The sequence below is a fragment of the Sphingomonas panni genome (assembly GCF_022664435.1).
In the GTDB taxonomy this organism is placed as follows: Bacteria; Pseudomonadota; Alphaproteobacteria; order Sphingomonadales; family Sphingomonadaceae; genus Sphingomonas; species Sphingomonas panni.
In genome coordinates, this window is sequence record NZ_JAKREU010000001.1 from 90,439 (window position 1) to 107,458 (window position 17,020).

22 protein-coding genes and 1 tRNA gene are annotated in these 17,020 nt (G+C 61.8%); 14 read left to right on the plus strand and 9 right to left on the minus strand.

All coding sequences use genetic code 11. The features are described 5' to 3' along the window. Nucleotides 1-161 precede the first annotated feature (161 nt). A complete protein-coding gene (locus tag MF609_RS00445) occupies nt 162-473 on the minus strand; it encodes a hypothetical protein (protein WP_242414370.1) in 312 nt (103 codons plus the stop codon). Nucleotides 474-586: 113 nt separating this feature from the next. Here MF609_RS00445 and MF609_RS00450 point away from each other — a divergent pair, with 113 nt between their 5' ends. Continuing rightward, complete coding sequence (locus MF609_RS00450) at nt 587-997, plus strand: hypothetical protein (protein ID WP_242414371.1); 411 nt, start codon at nt 587-589, stop codon at nt 995-997. Between the two features lie 1,174 nt (nt 998-2,171). Continuing rightward, nucleotides 2,172-2,822, plus strand: a complete 651-nt coding sequence (locus tag MF609_RS00455; protein ID WP_242414372.1) for a hypothetical protein — start codon at nt 2,172-2,174, stop codon at nt 2,820-2,822. A gap of 210 nt (nt 2,823-3,032) precedes the next feature. On the opposite strand, the gene MF609_RS00460 is transcribed toward MF609_RS00455, so the two are convergent. After that, entirely contained in the window at nt 3,033-3,329 is a 297-nt protein-coding gene (locus MF609_RS00460; RefSeq protein WP_242414373.1) for a HigA family addiction module antitoxin, read from the minus strand. Further along, on the minus strand, nt 3,329-3,616 hold the full coding sequence (locus tag MF609_RS00465; RefSeq protein ID WP_242414374.1) for a type II toxin-antitoxin system RelE/ParE family toxin: 288 nt from the start codon (nt 3,614-3,616) through the stop codon (nt 3,329-3,331). Before MF609_RS00465 ends, MF609_RS00460 begins: the two co-directional genes overlap by 1 nt. A 189-nt stretch (nt 3,617-3,805) precedes the next feature. Here MF609_RS00465 and MF609_RS00470 point away from each other — a divergent pair, with 189 nt between their 5' ends. The 4 genes from MF609_RS00470 to MF609_RS00485 all read left to right on the plus strand — a co-directional run bounded on the left by MF609_RS00470 (nt 3,806) and on the right by MF609_RS00485 (nt 6,771). Continuing rightward, nucleotides 3,806-4,108 (plus strand): hypothetical protein, encoded by a 303-nt coding sequence (locus tag MF609_RS00470; RefSeq protein ID WP_242414375.1) that lies wholly within the window; start codon nt 3,806-3,808, stop codon nt 4,106-4,108. Continuing rightward, nucleotides 4,105-5,235 (plus strand): helix-turn-helix transcriptional regulator, encoded by a 1,131-nt coding sequence (locus MF609_RS00475; protein WP_242414376.1) that lies wholly within the window; start codon nt 4,105-4,107, stop codon nt 5,233-5,235. The genes MF609_RS00470 and MF609_RS00475 overlap by 4 nt, the downstream gene beginning before the upstream one ends. Nucleotides 5,236-5,250: 15 nt before the next feature. Next, nucleotides 5,251-5,739: a hypothetical protein gene (locus MF609_RS00480; protein ID WP_242414377.1), complete on the plus strand. Its 489-nt coding sequence runs from the start codon at nt 5,251-5,253 to the stop codon at nt 5,737-5,739. 807 nt (nt 5,740-6,546) lie between these two features. Next, a complete protein-coding gene (locus MF609_RS00485; protein WP_242414378.1) occupies nt 6,547-6,771 on the plus strand; it encodes a hypothetical protein in 225 nt (74 codons plus the stop codon). A 67-nt stretch (nt 6,772-6,838) separates the two neighbouring features. Here MF609_RS00485 and MF609_RS00490 read toward each other — a convergent pair whose 3' ends face one another. After that, a complete protein-coding gene (locus tag MF609_RS00490) occupies nt 6,839-7,228 on the minus strand; it encodes a hypothetical protein (protein ID WP_242414379.1) in 390 nt (129 codons plus the stop codon). A gap of 521 nt (nt 7,229-7,749) precedes the next feature. On the opposite strand from MF609_RS00490, the gene MF609_RS00495 reads away from it, so the two are divergent. The 4 genes from MF609_RS00495 (at nt 7,750) to MF609_RS00510 (ending at nt 10,103) form a co-directional block, all read left to right on the plus strand. Then, complete coding sequence (locus MF609_RS00495) at nt 7,750-8,022, plus strand: hypothetical protein (protein WP_242414380.1); 273 nt, start codon at nt 7,750-7,752, stop codon at nt 8,020-8,022. Further along, on the plus strand, nt 8,019-8,369 hold the full coding sequence (locus tag MF609_RS00500; protein WP_242414381.1) for a hypothetical protein: 351 nt from the start codon (nt 8,019-8,021) through the stop codon (nt 8,367-8,369). The genes MF609_RS00495 and MF609_RS00500 overlap by 4 nt, the downstream gene beginning before the upstream one ends. Next, on the plus strand, nt 8,366-8,608 hold the full coding sequence (locus MF609_RS00505) for a hypothetical protein (RefSeq protein WP_242414382.1): 243 nt from the start codon (nt 8,366-8,368) through the stop codon (nt 8,606-8,608). The genes MF609_RS00500 and MF609_RS00505 overlap by 4 nt, the downstream gene beginning before the upstream one ends. A gap of 160 nt (nt 8,609-8,768) precedes the next feature. Continuing rightward, nucleotides 8,769-10,103 carry a site-specific integrase gene (locus MF609_RS00510; protein WP_242414383.1) on the plus strand — a complete coding sequence of 445 codons (1,335 nt, stop codon included), beginning with the start codon at nt 8,769-8,771 and terminating at the stop codon, nt 10,101-10,103. Nucleotides 10,104-10,115: 12 nt separating this feature from the next. Here MF609_RS00510 and MF609_RS00515 read toward each other — a convergent pair. After that, nucleotides 10,116-10,190 (minus strand) — tRNA-Val (locus tag MF609_RS00515). 74 nt (nt 10,191-10,264) lie between these two features. After that, nucleotides 10,265-10,642, minus strand: a complete 378-nt coding sequence (cpdR, locus tag MF609_RS00520) for a cell cycle two-component system response regulator CpdR (RefSeq protein ID WP_242414384.1) — start codon at nt 10,640-10,642, stop codon at nt 10,265-10,267. Between the two features lie 100 nt (nt 10,643-10,742). Here cpdR and MF609_RS00525 point away from each other — a divergent pair, with 100 nt between their 5' ends. Further along, the gene (locus tag MF609_RS00525) at nt 10,743-11,609 is read left to right on the plus strand and encodes an N-formylglutamate amidohydrolase (protein WP_242414385.1); all 867 of its coding nucleotides are present in this window, start codon (nt 10,743-10,745) and stop codon (nt 11,607-11,609) included. A 186-nt stretch (nt 11,610-11,795) separates the two neighbouring features. Here the strand turns inward: MF609_RS00525 and MF609_RS00530 are convergent, their stop codons facing one another. The 3 genes from MF609_RS00530 to MF609_RS00540 all read right to left on the minus strand — a co-directional run bounded on the left by MF609_RS00530 (nt 11,796) and on the right by MF609_RS00540 (nt 14,649). Further along, nucleotides 11,796-12,338: a cytochrome b gene (locus MF609_RS00530; RefSeq protein WP_242414386.1), complete on the minus strand. Its 543-nt coding sequence runs from the start codon at nt 12,336-12,338 to the stop codon at nt 11,796-11,798. Then, nucleotides 12,338-13,123 (minus strand): SapC family protein, encoded by a 786-nt coding sequence (locus MF609_RS00535; RefSeq protein ID WP_242414387.1) that lies wholly within the window; start codon nt 13,121-13,123, stop codon nt 12,338-12,340. Before MF609_RS00535 ends, MF609_RS00530 begins: the two co-directional genes overlap by 1 nt. Nucleotides 13,124-13,206: 83 nt before the next feature. Next, nucleotides 13,207-14,649, minus strand: coding sequence for an FAD-binding oxidoreductase (locus MF609_RS00540; protein WP_242414388.1), 1,443 nt, complete (start codon nt 14,647-14,649; stop codon nt 13,207-13,209). Nucleotides 14,650-14,755: 106 nt separating this feature from the next. On the opposite strand from MF609_RS00540, the gene MF609_RS00545 reads away from it, so the two are divergent. The 3 genes from MF609_RS00545 (at nt 14,756) to MF609_RS00555 (ending at nt 16,973) form a co-directional block, all read left to right on the plus strand. Then, complete coding sequence (locus MF609_RS00545) at nt 14,756-15,202, plus strand: hypothetical protein (protein ID WP_242414389.1); 447 nt, start codon at nt 14,756-14,758, stop codon at nt 15,200-15,202. 140 nt (nt 15,203-15,342) lie between these two features. Continuing rightward, on the plus strand, nt 15,343-16,761 hold the full coding sequence (locus tag MF609_RS00550; protein ID WP_242414390.1) for a DEAD/DEAH box helicase: 1,419 nt from the start codon (nt 15,343-15,345) through the stop codon (nt 16,759-16,761). A gap of 5 nt (nt 16,762-16,766) precedes the next feature. Then, nucleotides 16,767-16,973, plus strand: coding sequence for a DUF1289 domain-containing protein (locus MF609_RS00555; protein WP_242414391.1), 207 nt, complete (start codon nt 16,767-16,769; stop codon nt 16,971-16,973). Nucleotides 16,974-17,020: the final 47 nt, after the last annotated feature.

Below are 17,020 nucleotides of genomic sequence, written 5' to 3' on the forward strand. Positions count from 1 at the left end.
TACCGCATCTCACAGCAGACGAGCAGATTGTCACATCCCCCTGACACGCTGCGGCGGACTCTCCACGCGGCGCTCGCCCCATATGCTAGTCGGTAAGGCCGACAGTGCCCGCAATCTGGTTGATCATACCCTCGCTTCCGCTATCGCCCAATCTCAGCCGCTCAATTCGCGGGGGTTGCGTCATCGCCGGGAAAGCGCTTGCCCATTTCGTTGAAGTGCTCGTCGCTGGTGAAGCCACCGCCGAGGTCATAGAGGTAAAGTGTAACTGGGCACCGCTGCGCGTTTGCCCAGACTATCGCCTCCTGGACCGAAACGGCTTCTAGCGCATCATAATCTACCACTAGCGACGGATCACTCTCGGGTGCTTGATCAGCATCACGACAACTATTGTCGTGCTCGACCGCTTCCACGATCGCATTGACCTCGCGCCAACGATAAGGGCGGGTACGTTTGTCTATGACGTTCCAAAGCATGAAGACGTTGTAGCCCGGCCGCGATCATCCGCAACGGCAGCTTTCCACAAATTTCCTGCCATGACCGCTCCCGCCAAGTTGCAGACGCACCGGCGTCCACTAGACTAGTCGTTATGAAGATGACGCACGCACTTTACATCGTGATAGTGATGGCGGCCGGGTGTGTCGCGAATCTCGCGTCGGCTCAAGCCGACGCTCCTCCGCCTTACGATCACTGCTTCGCGGGTCCATTCGTGCTCACTTTTGAGCGAGGCTCAGCACAGCTTACGGAATGGCACAGAGAGGTGCTTGCTACGGTTCGATCGGAAGCAAAGCATTGTGGCGGTGAAATGCTGATCGAAAGCTACCCTTCCAATGACGGACCGCCCAGTTTGCAAAGGCAGCGGGCATCTGTCGTGTTTGACCACTTGAAGAACAGTGGTGCCCCTATGGATAGGGTCGTGATTGGGCTGGAAGCACGGCCATGGCCCACACCAACCGAGGACGGACGCCAACGGCACATTCAAATCATGCTGGCGATCTAGCGCTGAGCAGGCGAACGTCCGCTTTCCACCACTTCCAGGCATTGGCAGGCGGAGTATGCCTCCGCTGCGCCTCGCGAAACCGGACACTTCGTCAGACGCGATCTGCGACTTGCCTTGGGCGGCGCGCAGGGAATGTCTGAGCGAACCAATAGCTGAGGCCTCCGCATACGCCAGCAACTAGGGCGGTTGGCCACCCCGCCGGTACCTCCATTCCAACTGCGGCCAAAGCTTCGACGGCAACGATAAACACAATGGCAGTTAGGATACCCGTGACTAAAAGCCGCATGACAGAACCTCGGAATGATCGGTACGGTGAGAGGGTAAACAGAAACACTACGGCGGAGAAACCCTCCGTCGTGCTCACCCAAATGCAGCTTATTCTATACGTACCGTACCCGCTTTCTGGTGATTAGTACCCGCAGCGGCCGTTCCTAAAAGCTATCATCTGAAACGATATTCAGGTCCGGTTTGCGAGTTGGACGAAGGCCGGAGCAAGCAATTGGCCACAGCGACCGGCATGCCGCAGTTCTCCATTCGCTTGGCGGTAAAGTACCCATAGAGCATCCCCGGCCGGGAACGGCGCCTCGCAAGCCGCTGACCCTAAAGGCTTGCAGCCTTCCCACTCAGCCGTTTGGCGCTGTACAACCTCGGTGGTTTTTACTGGCTTACCCAAGTATGTTCGGCTGACCACAACGGTGTACGTGACCGGCAACCGTGCCTCAGTCAGCGCGTAAGCCCACCGTAGCACCGGAAAGCGGCAGGCCGCGGGATATTGCACCTTCACCACTCGCCCCCGCGCGATAAGGGCAAGGCCTTTCATTTCGAAGCGTAGCTGCCGTTCCGTAAGATCCTGTGGTTGCACGCAACTACAGGCGGCAGCAGCAGAAGGTAGAAGCGCCATCGCTAGCGCAAGCGCAAGCGCAGAAAGATGAGACCGCATAGGCAATCTTGATCGCTGGACCTGCCGACGTCAACGTCGCGATCGTCACGAAGCTGGGTATTATGGGGCGTAGATACCCTTCGGGTCAGCCGCCATTACCGGTCCTTCGGAATACACCTTTGACAACCGCTTCGGTCCGAGCCTTATTTCGGTTCGCGGATGGAAGGTACCGCCAACCAGACCCGATGTCGACACCGCGCGTCATTAAAGAAAGATGACTTCAGGAGGACCATCGTGATCTCGATTGCAATATTGATGCTTGCTGGGGCGACTCAGACGATTAGTACGCCCAGCGAGACGCTGTTTTGTGATCAAATTCTGCGGTCGGACGACGGCGTATTTTACGCATCAGCGACGGTGGAAGTCAGCAGGACTTACGACAGCATCTCGTCAACGGTTGTGGCAAACGAACGCGATTATCGGATATCTGCCAACGTCGAGTTTGTGGATGGCCAACACACCCCCGATCGAACTGAACTCGATATTGGCACCTGGCGCATACCTCGGTCAGCCGAGTTTCCCGTGACCGTAACGGTCGATATTGATACCTTGTATTCCAGCGATTTTGTCTTCGCCAAACCGGACGCCCAAGTGATCGACGGCTCCCTCTTAGCTGAGGCGACCGGTTCGGTGAACGAACAGCTTCGCAAGGTAGCAGTCCCGGGCGTCAATATCCCGATCATCACACACGAGCGACTTTGGGGCGTCCGACATATCATGCTCCGTACCAAGAACCGTGACGGCAGGTTGATCGATCAGCGAACGCTTAAAACCGCCAATTGGGGCAAACTTGCTGCGTTTGTTGCTACCGCTTTTCCTGCGCTACAGTCCCACGTGAAAGCTCGCGCCTGCCATCCTGTGACGCGGGTTCTTGTCATAGATTGAACCATTCAGTGCTGCTTCAGATAGGCGAGCACAGAAATCTCGCAGTCAGATACGTCGACCACGTCGCGATGACGGGCTCAGCCCAACATCGGTATGCCCCTGTGCGGTGGAGAACCCCTCCGCCGTCGTGCCTACCGCACGGCTAAAGCGCGTGACTTTCAGTTAGGTTCGAGCGGGCTATACCCGCTCGATACCCGCTCTTCGTTTCCCTCAGGCGTAGGCCCGCTCAACCTCAATTTCATCCTGGTGGGTGCGTGCTTGGTGAATATCCCAATCAGCCTGCATACGGATCAAGGTGTCCGCCCTAACGCCGAACACCTTTTCCAAACGGATCGCCATCGTCGAAGACAAGTCCGATCGGCCGTTCAGCAAAGTGCTGAGCGACTGGCGGCTAACACGCATCAGCATGGCTGCTTCACCGATCCCGACGCCGTGAGCATCGATAATCTCCGTGCGGACCCAATCGCCTGGGTGGACGGCTATCGAGGGGTGCATGGTGAGAGGCATCAGTGATAGTCCTCTAGATCTAGGTCGACGATTGCGCCGGCCTCGTTAATGAGAAAGGTCATCCGCCAGTTCTTCGTTACGGTCAGTGACCAGACTCCGGCACGATCGCCGGTAAGCTGATGCGCGCCGTAATTTGGCGGGACGCGAAGTTCGCCGGGTTCGCTGGCTGCGTTCAGGAATGCGAGCATTTTGCGCAGCCGATCGATCAACGATCCATCCAGCCCGCGAGGATCGCCGGTTAGAAAGAACCGCTTGAGCGCTTTGTGCGAAATGCTCTCCACGTCCATACGCTCTATGTAAAGCGACGCTTTACATTGTCAAGCGACACTTGACGAAAAAGCTACCTTCGCACGACTATAGCGGTCGAAATTCCATCGCCAAACCAACCACCAAACACGTGTTACTATAACGGACTTAACGCCTTGCGTTAAGGTGCGATGTTGACATGATACGGCTATCGGCTATGTCAGATGGCGATGGATATCGAATTCACAGATCCGCGCCTCGCATCGATCGAAACAGGTGCTGCAGCCGACACGAGGCTGCCGGTGGCCGTGATCCAGTCCGCAAGACAACGGCTAAGCATAATTCGAGCCGCGCCGGATTTGCGATCACTCTACAACTGGAAGAGCCTGGGACTGCAGTCCGAACCGAATTCAAATTACCATCTCGTAGCACTGTTACCACAGTGGGCGATTACGATAAGTATTGCAGAAAAGAACAGTATCATGACGGTGATCGTAACGGCGATAACAGAACAGCTGCGGGGAGTGGCATGATGGTATTCGCTAACCTCGTAGCAATCGAACCACCTGGCTCGTTCATAAAGGTTGAGTTGGAAGCACGTGGCTGGTCCCAGCGCGATCTTGCTTTCATCCTTGGTCAAACCGAACAGCAACTTAACCCGCTTCTCTCAGGAAAGCGTAGCATTACCCCTGATATGGCACGCCTCCTAGGCGATGCGTTCGATGTTTCGCCGCAATTTTTCCTCAGCCTTCAAAGCCGGTATGACCTACAAAACTCGAAAGACCCAGATCCAGCAGTGAAGACGCGCGCCGAGCTACAGGCGAGCTATCCTGTCCGGGAAATGATACGTCGGGGCTGGATCCAGGACGGAGAGGCGTCGCTTCTCCAGTTGCAGATGAGCCGTTTTTTTGAAGCGGCAAATGACGATGCGCCTGCGGAAGTCGCCTTTGCGGCAAAACGGACAAATTACGATGAGACGCCACCCCATCAGCGAGCATGGGTCTTTCGCGTCCGACAACTTGCAAGGGAAATTCCGGCCGAACCTTATGCTTCTGACAAACTTCGGAGTCTCCTACCAAAGCTTCATAGCTTGATCGTTGATCCAGAATCGGTCGCTTTGGTACCTGCGCTGTTGGCGGACGCAGGTGTGCGTTTCGTTCTAGTTGAAGTGTTGCCGAATGCGAAAATTAGCGGCGTTTGCACTTGGCTGGATGATAATAGTCCGGTCATCGGCATGTCGACTCTTTACGACCGGATTGATAACTTCTGGTTCGTTTTGCGCCATGAAATAGAACACGTGCTTCAAGGCCATGGCAAGCGCTCGATTGGTATGATCGATCACTTGGCGGGTGAGGGCACGAAAGACGCTAACGGGAGCGCAGAAGAAGAGAATATTGCAGACAGCGCGGCGGCCGACTTCTGCATTCCTTCTGTAAAAATGTCGTCATTTTATGCTCGCAAGAACCCTTATTTTTCTGAGCGTGATGTTTTAGGATTTGCGGCGCTAATGTCAGTTCACCCAGCGATAGTTGTTGGACAGCTTCAGAAGCGCATGAATAGGTTTGATTATCTGCGTAAATACCAAATTCCGATCAGAAAACATCTAGTTAAAGGCGCAGTTTCGGACGGATGGGGCAATATTGCGGACGCGAAACTTTGAAACCGGGAATTCGATATGGCAACTTATAACGAGCAACTCCAAGCAATATTTAATCGATATACCGAAGAAGTAAGCCCGGATCCTGTATCGCTTGACGAAGTTGCGGCGTGGGCGATCGAACGTGGTCTTTATCGCCCTGCCCCCCGCGATGTCGTTAAAATTTGCCGAGACGCGCTCGCGGACAGTCTTCGACAGGAGCGCCGCATAGACGCCGCGGGTCGCAAGTACCGGGCGAAGCATTCTGTACGTACCCGCATCGGGGACCAGCAGTTTAGCCTTTGGTCTGACATCGACACAGCCCCAAGATCGTTCATGGAAAAATCTTTCGGCCAACGTCGCAAGTCCATAGCGGATGACTGCTTTCAAATCAAACAAGACGTTGACCATTTCAATGACGAACATTTAACCGATGAACCGATCAATATGATCTTAGATTTCACCGATGACGTCGCTGAAATGGAAGCCGTTGCTCGTAGAGATCTGGATGACGAAGACGCAGCGTGAGCTGATCTCGCGTAAGGGTCCAAAAGTCGACAAACTGGACGGCGGAGACACCCTCCGTCGCTCGCTGCATGCCGTGGCAGCGGCGCAGTCCCCGACTACACAGACTGAACCGTATTTACCCCGCAATACCCACGCCTCGCCTAGCGGTTGCGTGCCACGTCCATTACGGCAGTTCCCTATAAAAGCCTTGGCCATTTGAAATAGCCGCCCCGCGCACTACATTCATATTATTGTCCGCTTGCAGTTTGCGAGCGCGGGCAACTGAGAGACCACCGTGCTCCCGCTTGCTAGCGAGGAGCAGTATGATGGACCTCAATGAATTAGAGAACCGACGTCGTATATCGGATCGAAACGCTGCGAAGGCGGCCTGCGTAGAGGCGCGGGTTGCGCATTCGCGGCTTGCGGCGGGCTATGCCGCTCAGATCGCTCGTAGTCACGGCAAACGCGACGCGAGCTGACCCTGTAACAACCGATAGCGCGGACCGATCCGGCCAGCGGTGGACACAAACGGACATCGACGCTCTTCGAAGTCAGGCGTTCGCACGGTCCCCGCTGGACGTAATCTCAGCTTTTCTACAACGAACTGAGCACGAGACCGCTCGTATGGGCGCCCGCTTGCGGATTAAGCTCATCACAGAGCCAACCGAAGGATCTACGGATGAGCAAAGATAAGAACCGTGGAAATCGGGAAGTTCGGAAACCGAAAAAGGTCGAACCAAAAGTCAACGCGTCGAAACCGTCTTTGAAAGCCGTTGTGGGCATTGAACCAAGCGGCGGGTTGAACGTGCACACCCGGAAAGATCGTTGATGCTGGAGCTAGCGCTTCGGGACGGTACGGCCGTTTTCATGAACCCGGAAGCGATTTGGTACATTCGCGATGGGGGTGGTGGAACGGCCGCTATTCACGGTTATTCCGGCGTAGCCCTATTCGTAGCTGGCGATGCGGGCCAGATCGCTAAGCGCTGGCTGGAATTGAAAATGTCCAGCATTCACCCCGGGTTTCATGGGCTTCGCATTGTCAAAGACGATTGAAGGCTAGCGTCCGAACCAAAATTGGCTCGCTCGACGAACACGCCGCCGCGCCCCATCCCACCGACAATTATGAGAGCGGCGCCGACCGCATCCAGGCATCGGCCTCATCATAATCCAGGAACGTCCGGCAGTTGGGTGCGGTGAGGTAGCGCTCTGTCTGCAATTTTCCCAAACTGGACGCTGCTACCGCTGCGATCGGGGCCTTGGTCAGCATCAAGGCCTTGGGCATCATTCCAGCCAATGCGTCGATAACGTTAGCTGGCTGAATGGGCGCGTTCCGCATGTCGACGAATGTGTAAAATGCGCCGTGGCGCAGGCGAATGGCCGTGCCCTTAGCTATCAGTTCCGCCGCGAACTTCGCAGCCAAGCCAGCCGACCAGAAGCCGTACGTGGTGATTTTGAGCGTGCGGTTGGGAATGTCATATTCGATGTTGTACTTGGCGATACCGGTATTCATGAGACTGCTTAGCACCCGACTTTGGAGTAGACGGTTGTGAGAGCCGGGCGAAGCGCGGCCTCTTCAAGACGAACCCGTTCCTCGACCCCCCTTGCGACGCGTGCCGAAGCATCACGATACCCGGCCCAGTCCTTCCTGATCTGGTCTAGCGTCCACGTCGCAAGATAGCGGCTTACCCGGCCCCTTCGATCGGCAAGGTCTCGATCCAACTCCGCGATTGCTTCTGCTATTCCCGCAAGGTTCCCGCACGGTAACGGGACCAGCGAGCTAGCGCTCTCGATTGCCGACGTAGGAGAGGCAGCGCTGCATCACGCCGGGTTCGGGGAGCTGATCCAACGAGCGCCTGAACCGGACGCCGGGCCGGTATCGCCGTCCTGCAAGCGCCGCGCAAAGGTCGTCCGCGACGCATTCATCGCTTTGGCGTGCGACGCGCGCGACGACCGCGAAGCGGTAGCGTTGGTCGCCCTCGCCACACGATCGACCTCGCCCCGCCTTGAACGCCTTGCCCGGATGATTGCGGAATGACCACCGTCCCGAACCCGTTCGCCGGGCCTGACGCTGCGCTCGTCGACGCGATCGCCGCCGAGATCGGTGCAGGCTTCGTTGCAGGCTATTCGCCGATCGCAGTTCGTCACATCTCCGATCCACGCATCGGCACTGCGACGTTGATGGCTGCGGTCGCGCAGGCGCACGCCGCCGGCTTGGTCAAGGCGATCCGTACAGCCGCCGGCGGCGACGTCCGCCAGTTCGTCGCGGAAATCGCTGCGTGGATTGACGCGGAGGTGGCGCGATGACCGATCGGTCAATGCACGATCCTTATTACGCCCCGCCAGAGGCGCGCCGTTTCGGGGTACATCCATACGAAATTCGGCGGGTGATGGCGCGGCATTCGGCCGACGTCGAACTCGCGCTCGGCATCCTCGTCCGCGCGGCCGAGCGCTGCGGCGCGAATGGCGAGCTTTCGCGCGATCGCACGCTGTACGAAGCGGTGCTGAAGGAAATGACCATGCGCATGGTCAAGATCGCATGGTCGGCCGAGGGCTGGAACGCCATGGCAGCAAGCGACGCGCTGATCGAAATCCGTGTGGCGATGCAGGCAGCCTTCCCGGCAGCGGCGGAAGACGGAGGTATGGGCGGATGACCCGCGACACCTTCACCGCCCGCCACCTGACGGCCGGCTGCTCCGTCTGCCACGGAACGGACGCGCACTGGACCGGTCCGAACGCGCAGGCCCTCGCCGCCCAGCATCACGATCGGACGAAGCACCACACCTGGTGTGAGGTGCATCTGTCGATCCGCTACGGCACCGAAGTCCGCGATGATCGCCAGGCCGACATTGAGGACGCGATTGCGTCCGTCACCAAGGGAGTAGCCCTATGACCGCGTACAGCATCGTCACGCTCGGTCGCCGACTAAGTCGCGCAGTCGAGCAAGGCAAAGGCATCAAGCTAGAGGCTCGTGACGTCGATTTGCTCGGAAGCCTTGGGTTTTTCGACGACGTACACACCGCCACCGCAAAATTTATCAAGGAACAGTCGCTGTGCCGGATCGCGCGCCGCCAATCTATCGACGGGGCAAATACTGGGTCGACAAACTCCGCCGGGAAGACGGGACCGAGCGCAGTCCCAACTGGTACGTCTTCTGGTACGACGTCGACGCGCGACGCGAGGCAAGCGCTTCGACGGGTACGTCGGACGAAGACGAGGCCATAAGGGCGTGCGACCGTCGCTATCTCGCCGATCGCGGCGAATCGCACGCCTTCTGCTACGCCTGCGGGCAACCGCTGGCATCGGCGGCCGACTATCTGCTGCTCGACGCGATGGCCGATTATCGGATCGAGCATGGCGATCTGCAGCTCTCCGCCGTGACGATCTCGGCGCGGCTGAAGCACGTCACCGATTTCGTCCAAGCCGAGGAAGCCGCGGGCGGCATCTTCGGTATCGCGACGTCCTGTGCAACGGCGTGTGGCACGCCGTTCATCACCGCCTTTCGCGCTTGGTCAAAGGCACAGCCAGTGGTGTCGCGGAACAAGAAGCAGGAGATTACGACCTCGCGGCCGAGATCGGCGGCGGCAACGGAGGAGTCGGTGCTGCAGCTCGCGGCCGCACTCAATCACGCGGCCGATGCGGATCCGCCGCGATCGGAGCGTCGGCCGATCTACAAACCACTTCCCCGCAGCCAGGTGTCACGGCCCCGGATGCGTCGGGCGGACGTCGCCACGCTCGCCAAGATGCTCGCCTTCGCGGCCGAGCCAGACAAGAAGCGCGCCTCGCTACACGCCTTCCTCGTCGCCTCGATCTGCACCGCCGCCCGGCCTGACACGGTGCTCGATATTTCCGTCGCGCCAGAGCGCGGCCAGTGGGAGCCGGGCCTGCGCGTCATCGACCTGAACCCGCACGGCCGGGCACAGACCAAGAAGTATCGGCCGATCATTCCGGTCATGCCGGTGCTAGACGACTGGCTGCGCGCGGAATGGCGCGCCTACCAGAAGCTGGATCGGGCCGAGCGAATCGGCGCGGGCTTTCTGGTGAACTATTATGGCCGCCCCGTTTCGAGCGTCCGCACCGCATGGCGAAGCATGATCTCCGAGCTCGGCCTGCCGGCAACGCGCGAATGGGGCACCTATGTGCTTCGACACACGATGGCGACCCTGCTGCGTCAGAACGGCGCGGATAAGTGGGAGCTGCAGAATTTCCTGGGCCATGCTCGAACGATCACGGACATCTATGCCGTCAGCATATATCCGAGCGTGACAAACGGCCTCTCCGCCATTCTCGACGAGATCGAGCAGCTATCTCCGGGGGCGTTGCGCCGAAAGTGCGCAGAAAAGGCACTACCCGGCCCTTCCACCGTGGAGGTGAAAATGACCGGGTAGCAACACTTTAAATGGTGGGCGCGGCAAGGATTGAACTTGCGACCCCTGCGATGTCAACACAGTGCTCTACCACTGAGCTACGCGCCCGGCGCTGTCCTTCCGGAGAAGGGAGCGAAACCGGAGACGCGCTGTTAGCCGCGTCGATTCCGCCTGACAAGCCCTTAATTGCTTGTCGGGATTCTTTCTCCCTCGAACAACCGGTCGACCTCGGCCACCAGCTCGCGCAGGTGGAACGGCTTGGACAGGATGCGGGCGTGCGGCACCTGCTGCCCGGCCTTCAGCGTCACCGCAGCGAAGCCGGTAATGAACATGACGCGCAGCGACGGTGACATCTCGGCGGCGCGCTGTGCCAGTTCGATGCCGTCCATTTCGGGCATGACGATATCGGTCAGCAACAGGTCGAACGATTCGCTCTGCAGCAGCGGGATCGCCGCCGTGCCGCGATCCACCGCGCTGACAAAATAACCGGCACGTTCCAGCGCGCGCGTAAGATACTCGCGCATCACCTGATCGTCCTCGGCCAGCAAGATTCTGAACATCCGACTCCCTTCGATGCCAGCCCTTGTCCTAGGCGATGGTGGTTAAGATTTTCCAGCCGGGCGCTCGACAAGCGCGACGGAGCGTGATCCTTTGCGACCGATGGAAGCACCCATAGCCCCGCCGCCGTTCGACCGGTACGGACCGGACGAACCGGCATCGCCGGTGGTCGTGTCGGTGCCCCATGCCAGCCGCGATTATCCGGCGGCGATGCAGGCGTTGCTGACCGTACCCGTCGCCCGGCTTAGCGCGCTGGAGGATCGGTATATCGATGCCGTCGCCACGCAGCTTGTCGGACAGGAGACGATGTTCGTCGCACGGCGCGCGCGTGGCTGGATCGACCTCAACCGGTCGCCCGCGCGCGACCGCGATCCGCACGTCGATACCGGCGTCGATCCGCGCGCCTTTGCGGCACAGGCGTCGGACAAGGTGCGCAGCGGCATCGGACTTATTCCCCGACGCGCGGGCGGTGCCGACAATATGTGGCGGCGCAAGCTGAGCGATGCCGAGGTGCGCGCACGGATCGACGGGGATCATGCACCTTATCACGCCGCGCTCGCTGCTGCCTTGACCGCTGCCCATGTCCGCTTCGGGATCGCGCTGCTGCTGGACCTGCATTCGATGCCCCCCCTGCCCGGCGTCACCCCGGCGCAGGTCGTGCTGGGCAATCGCCATGGCCATAGCTGTGCCGGCGTCTTCACCGACATTGCCGCCGCGATCGTGCGCGATGCCGGACTGCGGGTGGCGATCAACCATCCCTACGCCGGCGGCCATATTCTTGCTGCCCATGCCCGTCCGCGCGCCGGCATCCATGCGTTGCAGCTGGAGATCGATCGCGCCCTGTATCTGGACGAACGGTTCGACCAGCCGGGCGACGGCGTTGCCGCGACGGCAGCTTGGGTCCGCGCGCTGATCGATGCGCTGGCCGATGCCATGCTTGCCCTTCCCCACCGCATTGCAGCGGAATAGCACAGAAAAAAGCCACCCCGTGCGGTTGCACGGAGTGGCCAAGGTTCAGGGAGGAGGCGCGTGAAACGCGCCGCACGGTTCAACGAAAGGGGGGAACATCGAACCGTGTAACCATGATTTAGGGTGGAGGTCAGGCGGGTTCAAGACCCATTTTACGATTGACCGTGACTTTATCGCAACTGGCCGTCAGGGTACCGCCCGACGGCCGGGAAGCATTCGCGCGAGCACCCCGTCGCGCAACAGGAAATGGTGCCGCAGCGCGGCGGCGACATGCAGCGCGACCAGCCCGGCCATGCCGAATCCGACGATTTCGTGCAGTTCGTGCCCCAGATGGGCGGCACTGTCGGAAATCGGCAGATAGGGGATCGGGAACAGTCCGAACCAGTCGAGCGGATAACGCTTCGCACCCGACGACATCGCCCAGCCGGTAAGCGGCACGACGAGCAGCAGAACGTAGAAGGCGAAATGCGACGCCCGCGCCACCATCCGCTCCCACCCCGCCGTTTCCGGCGGCAGCGGCGGCAGCGGCGGCGGGCGATGCCCCAGCCGCCACGCGATCCGTCCCAGCGTCAGCACCAGGACGGTGATGCCGACCGCCTTGTGCACCGGCATCGATCCGCCGATCAGGCCGATCCACAGGTTGGCCACTACGAGCGCCGCGATGACCCAGTGGAACAGGATCGCGACGCGCGAATAGCGCCCGCCATGGCTCGGTCCGACCGTCGCCATCAGAAGGTCGGCACCGCGACAGGCTGCTGCTGCACCTTGCCCTGACGCATCTGGCGCGCGAACACGTCACGCATCAGCGACAGCGAGAAGAGGTGGGCGAAGATCAGCGGCAACATGCCCGACTGCTGCATCTTGCGCAGCTGGTCGCCGCGCAGTTCGTTCAGCTTTTCCTCGGATACCATCTGGAACCCGCGATAGACGAAGGGCTGGTCATTGCCTTCCTGCTGGATCGCGACTTCGCCGTCCATCAGCAGGCCGAGATCCTTGATCTCCTTCATGAACATGCCGGTGCGCTGCCCGGCCTGTTCGAACTGTTCGTTGAAGGCGAGGATCTGCTTGGTCACTTCGCTCGGCTGGTCGCCGTCGAACAGCGGCTCGCCATCCTCGAACGGGCCGACGACGTCCGACGTCGGATCGAAGCACAGCGACAGATCTTCCGAATCCGGACGCAGCCGGGCGAGGAGATAGGGGTAACGGCGGATATAGGCCGGGATATAGGTTTCCGGGTCGATCAGCCGGCCCTCATCGTCCATGAAGGTGTTGACGCCCTCGTTCAGCCCCATCAGCGCCAGCGGCACGGGATCGTCGCCGACCGAGAACACGATCGGCATCCGGCGCTGCACCAGCGGGAATTCCTCGACGGTGACGGGGATCGCATGTTGCCCGACCAGGAACGGCGCGGTCTCGCTCGCGCGGACCTTCCAGTTCGCATGGGTCTGGCTCGAAAGTGGTTCGAGCTGGTTGTAGAACAGCGGAAGCGATTGATTCTGCGGCGCGCTGGCCATTTCAGGGTCTCCAGATACTCTATAGTCGGTCCGGTCATACCATGCCGGACGGCCGCCCCCCCGGGCGAGCCTCGACCCCACGTCTATGGATTGGCGGTGCAGGGCGCAAGCGATACGAGCTTGCCGGGATTGAACAGCCCCTGCGGGTCCAGGCCGCCCTTGATCGCGCGCAATGCCGCCAGCCGCGCAGGGGGGCCGAGCCGCTCCAGCTCGGCACGCTTCATCTGGCCGATGCCATGTTCCGCGGAGATCGACCCGCCGGCCGCCGCCACCGCATCATGGACGAACCGGGTGACGACCGGCGCATCCTCGGCATACCAGCGCGCCGGGTCGACGCCTGCGGGGGCGCGGACGTGGAAATGGACATTCCCGTCGCCCAGATGCCCGAAGGCGGTGGCATGGCTGCCGGGAAAGCGCGCCTCCGCCGCCGCCGCCGCCTGAACCATGAAGCGCGGCATCGTGTCGACCGGGACCGAGATATCGTGCTGCACCGCCGGACCGGTCGACTTCTCCGCCGCCGAGAGCGAATCACGGAGAAGCCAGAATGCCTCGGCCTGCGCCTCGCTGCTCGCCAGCACGGCGTCGGCGACCAGCCCCGCCTCCATGCCATCCGCCAGCAGTTCCTCCAGCAACGGCCCCGGCGACGATTCGCCGGGTGCGGCCACCGCCTCGATCAGCAGCTGCCATGGATGATCGCCCGCCAACGGCGCGCGGGCGCCGGGCAAGTGCGCGACCGCCAACGCAAGCGTGTCGGCCGGAATGATCTCGAAACTCTCGATCCGGTCGGTCGCCGCCTGCATCCGCCGCAACAGGCCCAGTGCCGCCTGCGGATCGGCGACCCCGGCCCATGCCACCGCCCGTTCGGCAATGGCCGGGACCAGCTTCAGCGTCACCGCAGTCACGATGCCCAGCGTTCCCTCCGCCCCGACCAGCAACTGGGTCAGGTCGTATCCGCGATTGTCCTTGGGCAGCGCCGACAGCCCGTCATGTACGCTGCCGTCGGGCAGCACCGCCTCGACCCCCAGCACCAGCCGCCGCATATTGCCCCAGCGCAGTACCTGCGTGCCACCGGCATTGGTCGAGGTGAGGCCACCGATGGTGGCACTGCCCCGCGCGCCCAGCGTCAGTGGGAAACGCTGGCCCGCCTCCGCCGCCGCCTCGTGCAGATGCTGCAGGATGACGCCGGCCTCGACCACCGCCTGCCCCTCATCCAACTGCCGGATGCAGTTCAGCCGCCGGAGCGACAGCAATATCGCCGATCCGTCGGCCGGCGGGGTGGCACCACCGACCATCGACGTATTGCCCCCCTGCGGCACCAGCGCGACGCCGTGCCGCGCGGCGAGCGCGACCAGCGCCGCCACCTGCGCGGCATCTTCCGGTTCGAACAGGGCCGCGCTCGCCCCATGATAGCGTCCGCGCCAGTCGGTCAGCCATGGCGCGATCCGGTCGGCGTCGGTGGTCACGATCCGGTCGCCGAACGCGTCGCGGGCGTCGGCGACCATGGCGGCGATGGCTGCGGTCGTCATCCGATGGGCGTAGCATCGCCAATGCTCTTGCCGCCAGTTCATCTGAGGTTAAATTCCGCCATAGGATGATCCCCGCGTGACCGCCCTGCCGCTTTCCGCAGCGACCATGATGTTGCTCCTGCTCGCCCTGCCCAGCGCGGCGCAGCGTCGTCCCGCCGACGCGCCGGCGGTGACCACCGTGCGGACCGAGGTTCGCGTCCAGCGGGTGATCCTGCGCGTGCCGCGCGCGCCCTTCGCGCCCGCCGCCTATAGCGCGCCGCGCGCCCTGCCCCCGATCCAGTGGGTCGAGAAGCGCACCGACCGCTGCGTGCCGCTGCAGAACCTGGCCGCCGTGACGATCAACCGGACGGACAGCGTCGACCTGCTGCTCAGCAGCGGGGGCCGCCTTCGCGCGCGGCTGGCCGACGACTGCCCCTCGCTCGATTTCGTGTCGGGCCTGTATATCAAGCCGAGCGGTGACGGACGGATGTGCGCATCGCGCGACGTGATCCGGTCGCGTACCGGCGGCCAGTGCCGCATCGCCGCGCTCCGGGCGTTGGTCCCGGCGCGCTAGGGCAGATTCGCTCGCGCAAACGGCCATCATCGGATCGAACAGGAAGCCGGCGAAAACTTGACTTTTCCGGCATTTTTGGCGAGGGCCGGTCGGATTTACCGGGACGCGGTCGTGTTGCGTTCCCCAGCCATGGAATCGCAATGACCTTTGCCGATCTCGGCCTGTCCGACGAACTGCTGCGTTCCGTTACCGATTCGGGCTATACCGAACCGACCCCGATCCAGGCCGCGGCGATCCCATCGGTCCTGATGATGCGCGACCTGGTCGCCATCGCCCAGACCGGCACCGGCAAGACCGCCTCGTTCGTGCTGCCGATGATCGACATCCTGGCCCATGGGCGCAGCCGGGCGCGGATGCCGCGGTCGCTGATCCTCGAACCGACGCGCGAACTGGCCGCACAGGTTGCCGAGAATTTCGAGAAATACGGCGCGAACCACAAGCTTTCCATGGCGTTGCTGATCGGCGGCGTGTCGATGGGCGATCAGCTGGCGGCGCTGGAAAAGGGCGTCGACGTCCTGATCGCGACGCCGGGTCGGCTGATGGACCTGTTCACCCGTGGCAAGATCCTGCTGACCGGCTGTTCGATGCTGGTCATCGACGAAGCCGACCGGATGCTCGACATGGGGTTCATCCCCGATATCGAGGAAATCTGCACCAAGCTGCCGAAGCAGCGCCAGACCTTGCTGTTCTCGGCCACGATGCCGCCGCCGATCAAGAAGCTGGCCGACAAGTTCCTCGACAACCCCAAGACGATCGAGGTGTCGCGTCCGGCATCGACCAACCTGAACATCACCCAGCATGTCGTGCCCGTCGCTGCGGTCAAGAAGCGCGACGTGCTGCGCAAGCTGCTGGCGACCGAAGACGTTCGCACCGCGATCATCTTCTGCAACCGCAAGACGACGGTGCGCGAACTGAACAAGGTGCTCCAGCGCGCCCGCTTCCGCTCGGCCGAAATCCATGGCGACATGGACCAGTCGGCGCGCATCGCCGAACTGGAACGCTTCAAGTCGGGCGACGTGTCGATCCTCGTCGCATCGGACGTGGCGGCGCGCGGGCTGGACGTGAAGGGCGTTAGCCATGTGTTCAACTTCGACGCACCGTGGCACCCGGACGATTATGTCCACCGCATCGGCCGGACCGGGCGGGGTGGCGCTACCGGCGTCTCCTATACGCTGGTGACGCCCGACGATGCCGAGAATATCGCCAATATCGAAAAGCTGACCGGGCAGAAGATTCCGGTCCTCGACCTGAACGATGCACCGGTCGAAGCCGCGCCCGAACCGGAAGCGGCTCCGGTCGAGGAGGCTCCGCGTCGGGGTCGCCGCCGTCCTGCCGCGGAAGCCGACACACCGCCGGCCCGGGCACCCCGCGCCGCGCGCGAGGAACGCCCGGCCCGCGAGGAACGCCGCCCCCGTCGCGAGCGGGAGGAACGTGCGGAGGACCGCCACGAACCGCGTCGCGACGAACGTCCGGCCCGCTATGTCCAGCAGGACGCGGTCGAGGACGGGGCGTGGAACGGCCCTGTCCCCGCCTTCCTGAACGTCCGCATTCCCGGCTGACCGGTGTGAACGGCGACCCGTTCGAAACGGTCGCCGTCCAGGCGATCGAAAGCCCGTGCGTGCTGGTCTGTTCGATCGATAGCGACACCGGCTGGTGCCTCGGCTGTGGGCGCACCCGCGACGAGATCGCCCGCTGGACGGCGATCGATGCCGATGCCCGTCGCGCGGTGATGGCGGTGCTGCCACAGCGTATGGCCGTTCTGGAGCAATAGCTTAGACGGACCCGTGGGCGACCCCGCGCGTTGAGCGCGCGACTTGT

Bases quoted from the DNA above. Each gene is read 5' to 3' on its own strand.
- MF609_RS00445 (WP_242414370.1), bottom strand. From the start codon at position 473: ATGCTTTGGAACGTCATAGACAAACGTACCCGCCCTTATCGTTGGCGC.
- MF609_RS00465 (WP_242414374.1), bottom strand. From the start codon at position 3,616: ATGGACGTGGAGAGCATTTCGCACAAAGCGCTCAAGCGGTTCTTTCTA.
- MF609_RS00500 (WP_242414381.1), top strand. From the start codon at position 8,019: ATGACCGATCGGTCAATGCACGATCCTTATTACGCCCCGCCAGAGGCG.
- MF609_RS00480 (WP_242414377.1), top strand. From the start codon at position 5,251: ATGGCAACTTATAACGAGCAACTCCAAGCAATATTTAATCGATATACC.
- MF609_RS00535 (WP_242414387.1), bottom strand. From the start codon at position 13,123: ATGGCCAGCGCGCCGCAGAATCAATCGCTTCCGCTGTTCTACAACCAG.
- MF609_RS00550 (WP_242414390.1), top strand. From the start codon at position 15,343: ATGACCTTTGCCGATCTCGGCCTGTCCGACGAACTGCTGCGTTCCGTT.
- MF609_RS00475 (WP_242414376.1), top strand. From the start codon at position 4,105: ATGATGGTATTCGCTAACCTCGTAGCAATCGAACCACCTGGCTCGTTC.
- MF609_RS00450 (WP_242414371.1), top strand. From the start codon at position 587: ATGAAGATGACGCACGCACTTTACATCGTGATAGTGATGGCGGCCGGG.
- MF609_RS00495 (WP_242414380.1), top strand. From the start codon at position 7,750: ATGACCACCGTCCCGAACCCGTTCGCCGGGCCTGACGCTGCGCTCGTC.
- MF609_RS00460 (WP_242414373.1), bottom strand. From the start codon at position 3,329: ATGCCTCTCACCATGCACCCCTCGATAGCCGTCCACCCAGGCGATTGG.
- MF609_RS00540 (WP_242414388.1), bottom strand. From the start codon at position 14,649: ATGACGACCGCAGCCATCGCCGCCATGGTCGCCGACGCCCGCGACGCG.
- MF609_RS00490 (WP_242414379.1), bottom strand. From the start codon at position 7,228: ATGAATACCGGTATCGCCAAGTACAACATCGAATATGACATTCCCAAC.
- MF609_RS00530 (WP_242414386.1), bottom strand. From the start codon at position 12,338: ATGGCGACGGTCGGACCGAGCCATGGCGGGCGCTATTCGCGCGTCGCG.
- MF609_RS00485 (WP_242414378.1), top strand. From the start codon at position 6,547: ATGCTGGAGCTAGCGCTTCGGGACGGTACGGCCGTTTTCATGAACCCG.
- MF609_RS00545 (WP_242414389.1), top strand. From the start codon at position 14,756: ATGATGTTGCTCCTGCTCGCCCTGCCCAGCGCGGCGCAGCGTCGTCCC.
- MF609_RS00525 (WP_242414385.1), top strand. From the start codon at position 10,743: ATGGAAGCACCCATAGCCCCGCCGCCGTTCGACCGGTACGGACCGGAC.
- MF609_RS00505 (WP_242414382.1), top strand. From the start codon at position 8,366: ATGACCCGCGACACCTTCACCGCCCGCCACCTGACGGCCGGCTGCTCC.
- cpdR (WP_242414384.1), bottom strand. From the start codon at position 10,642: ATGTTCAGAATCTTGCTGGCCGAGGACGATCAGGTGATGCGCGAGTAT.
- MF609_RS00470 (WP_242414375.1), top strand. From the start codon at position 3,806: ATGGATATCGAATTCACAGATCCGCGCCTCGCATCGATCGAAACAGGT.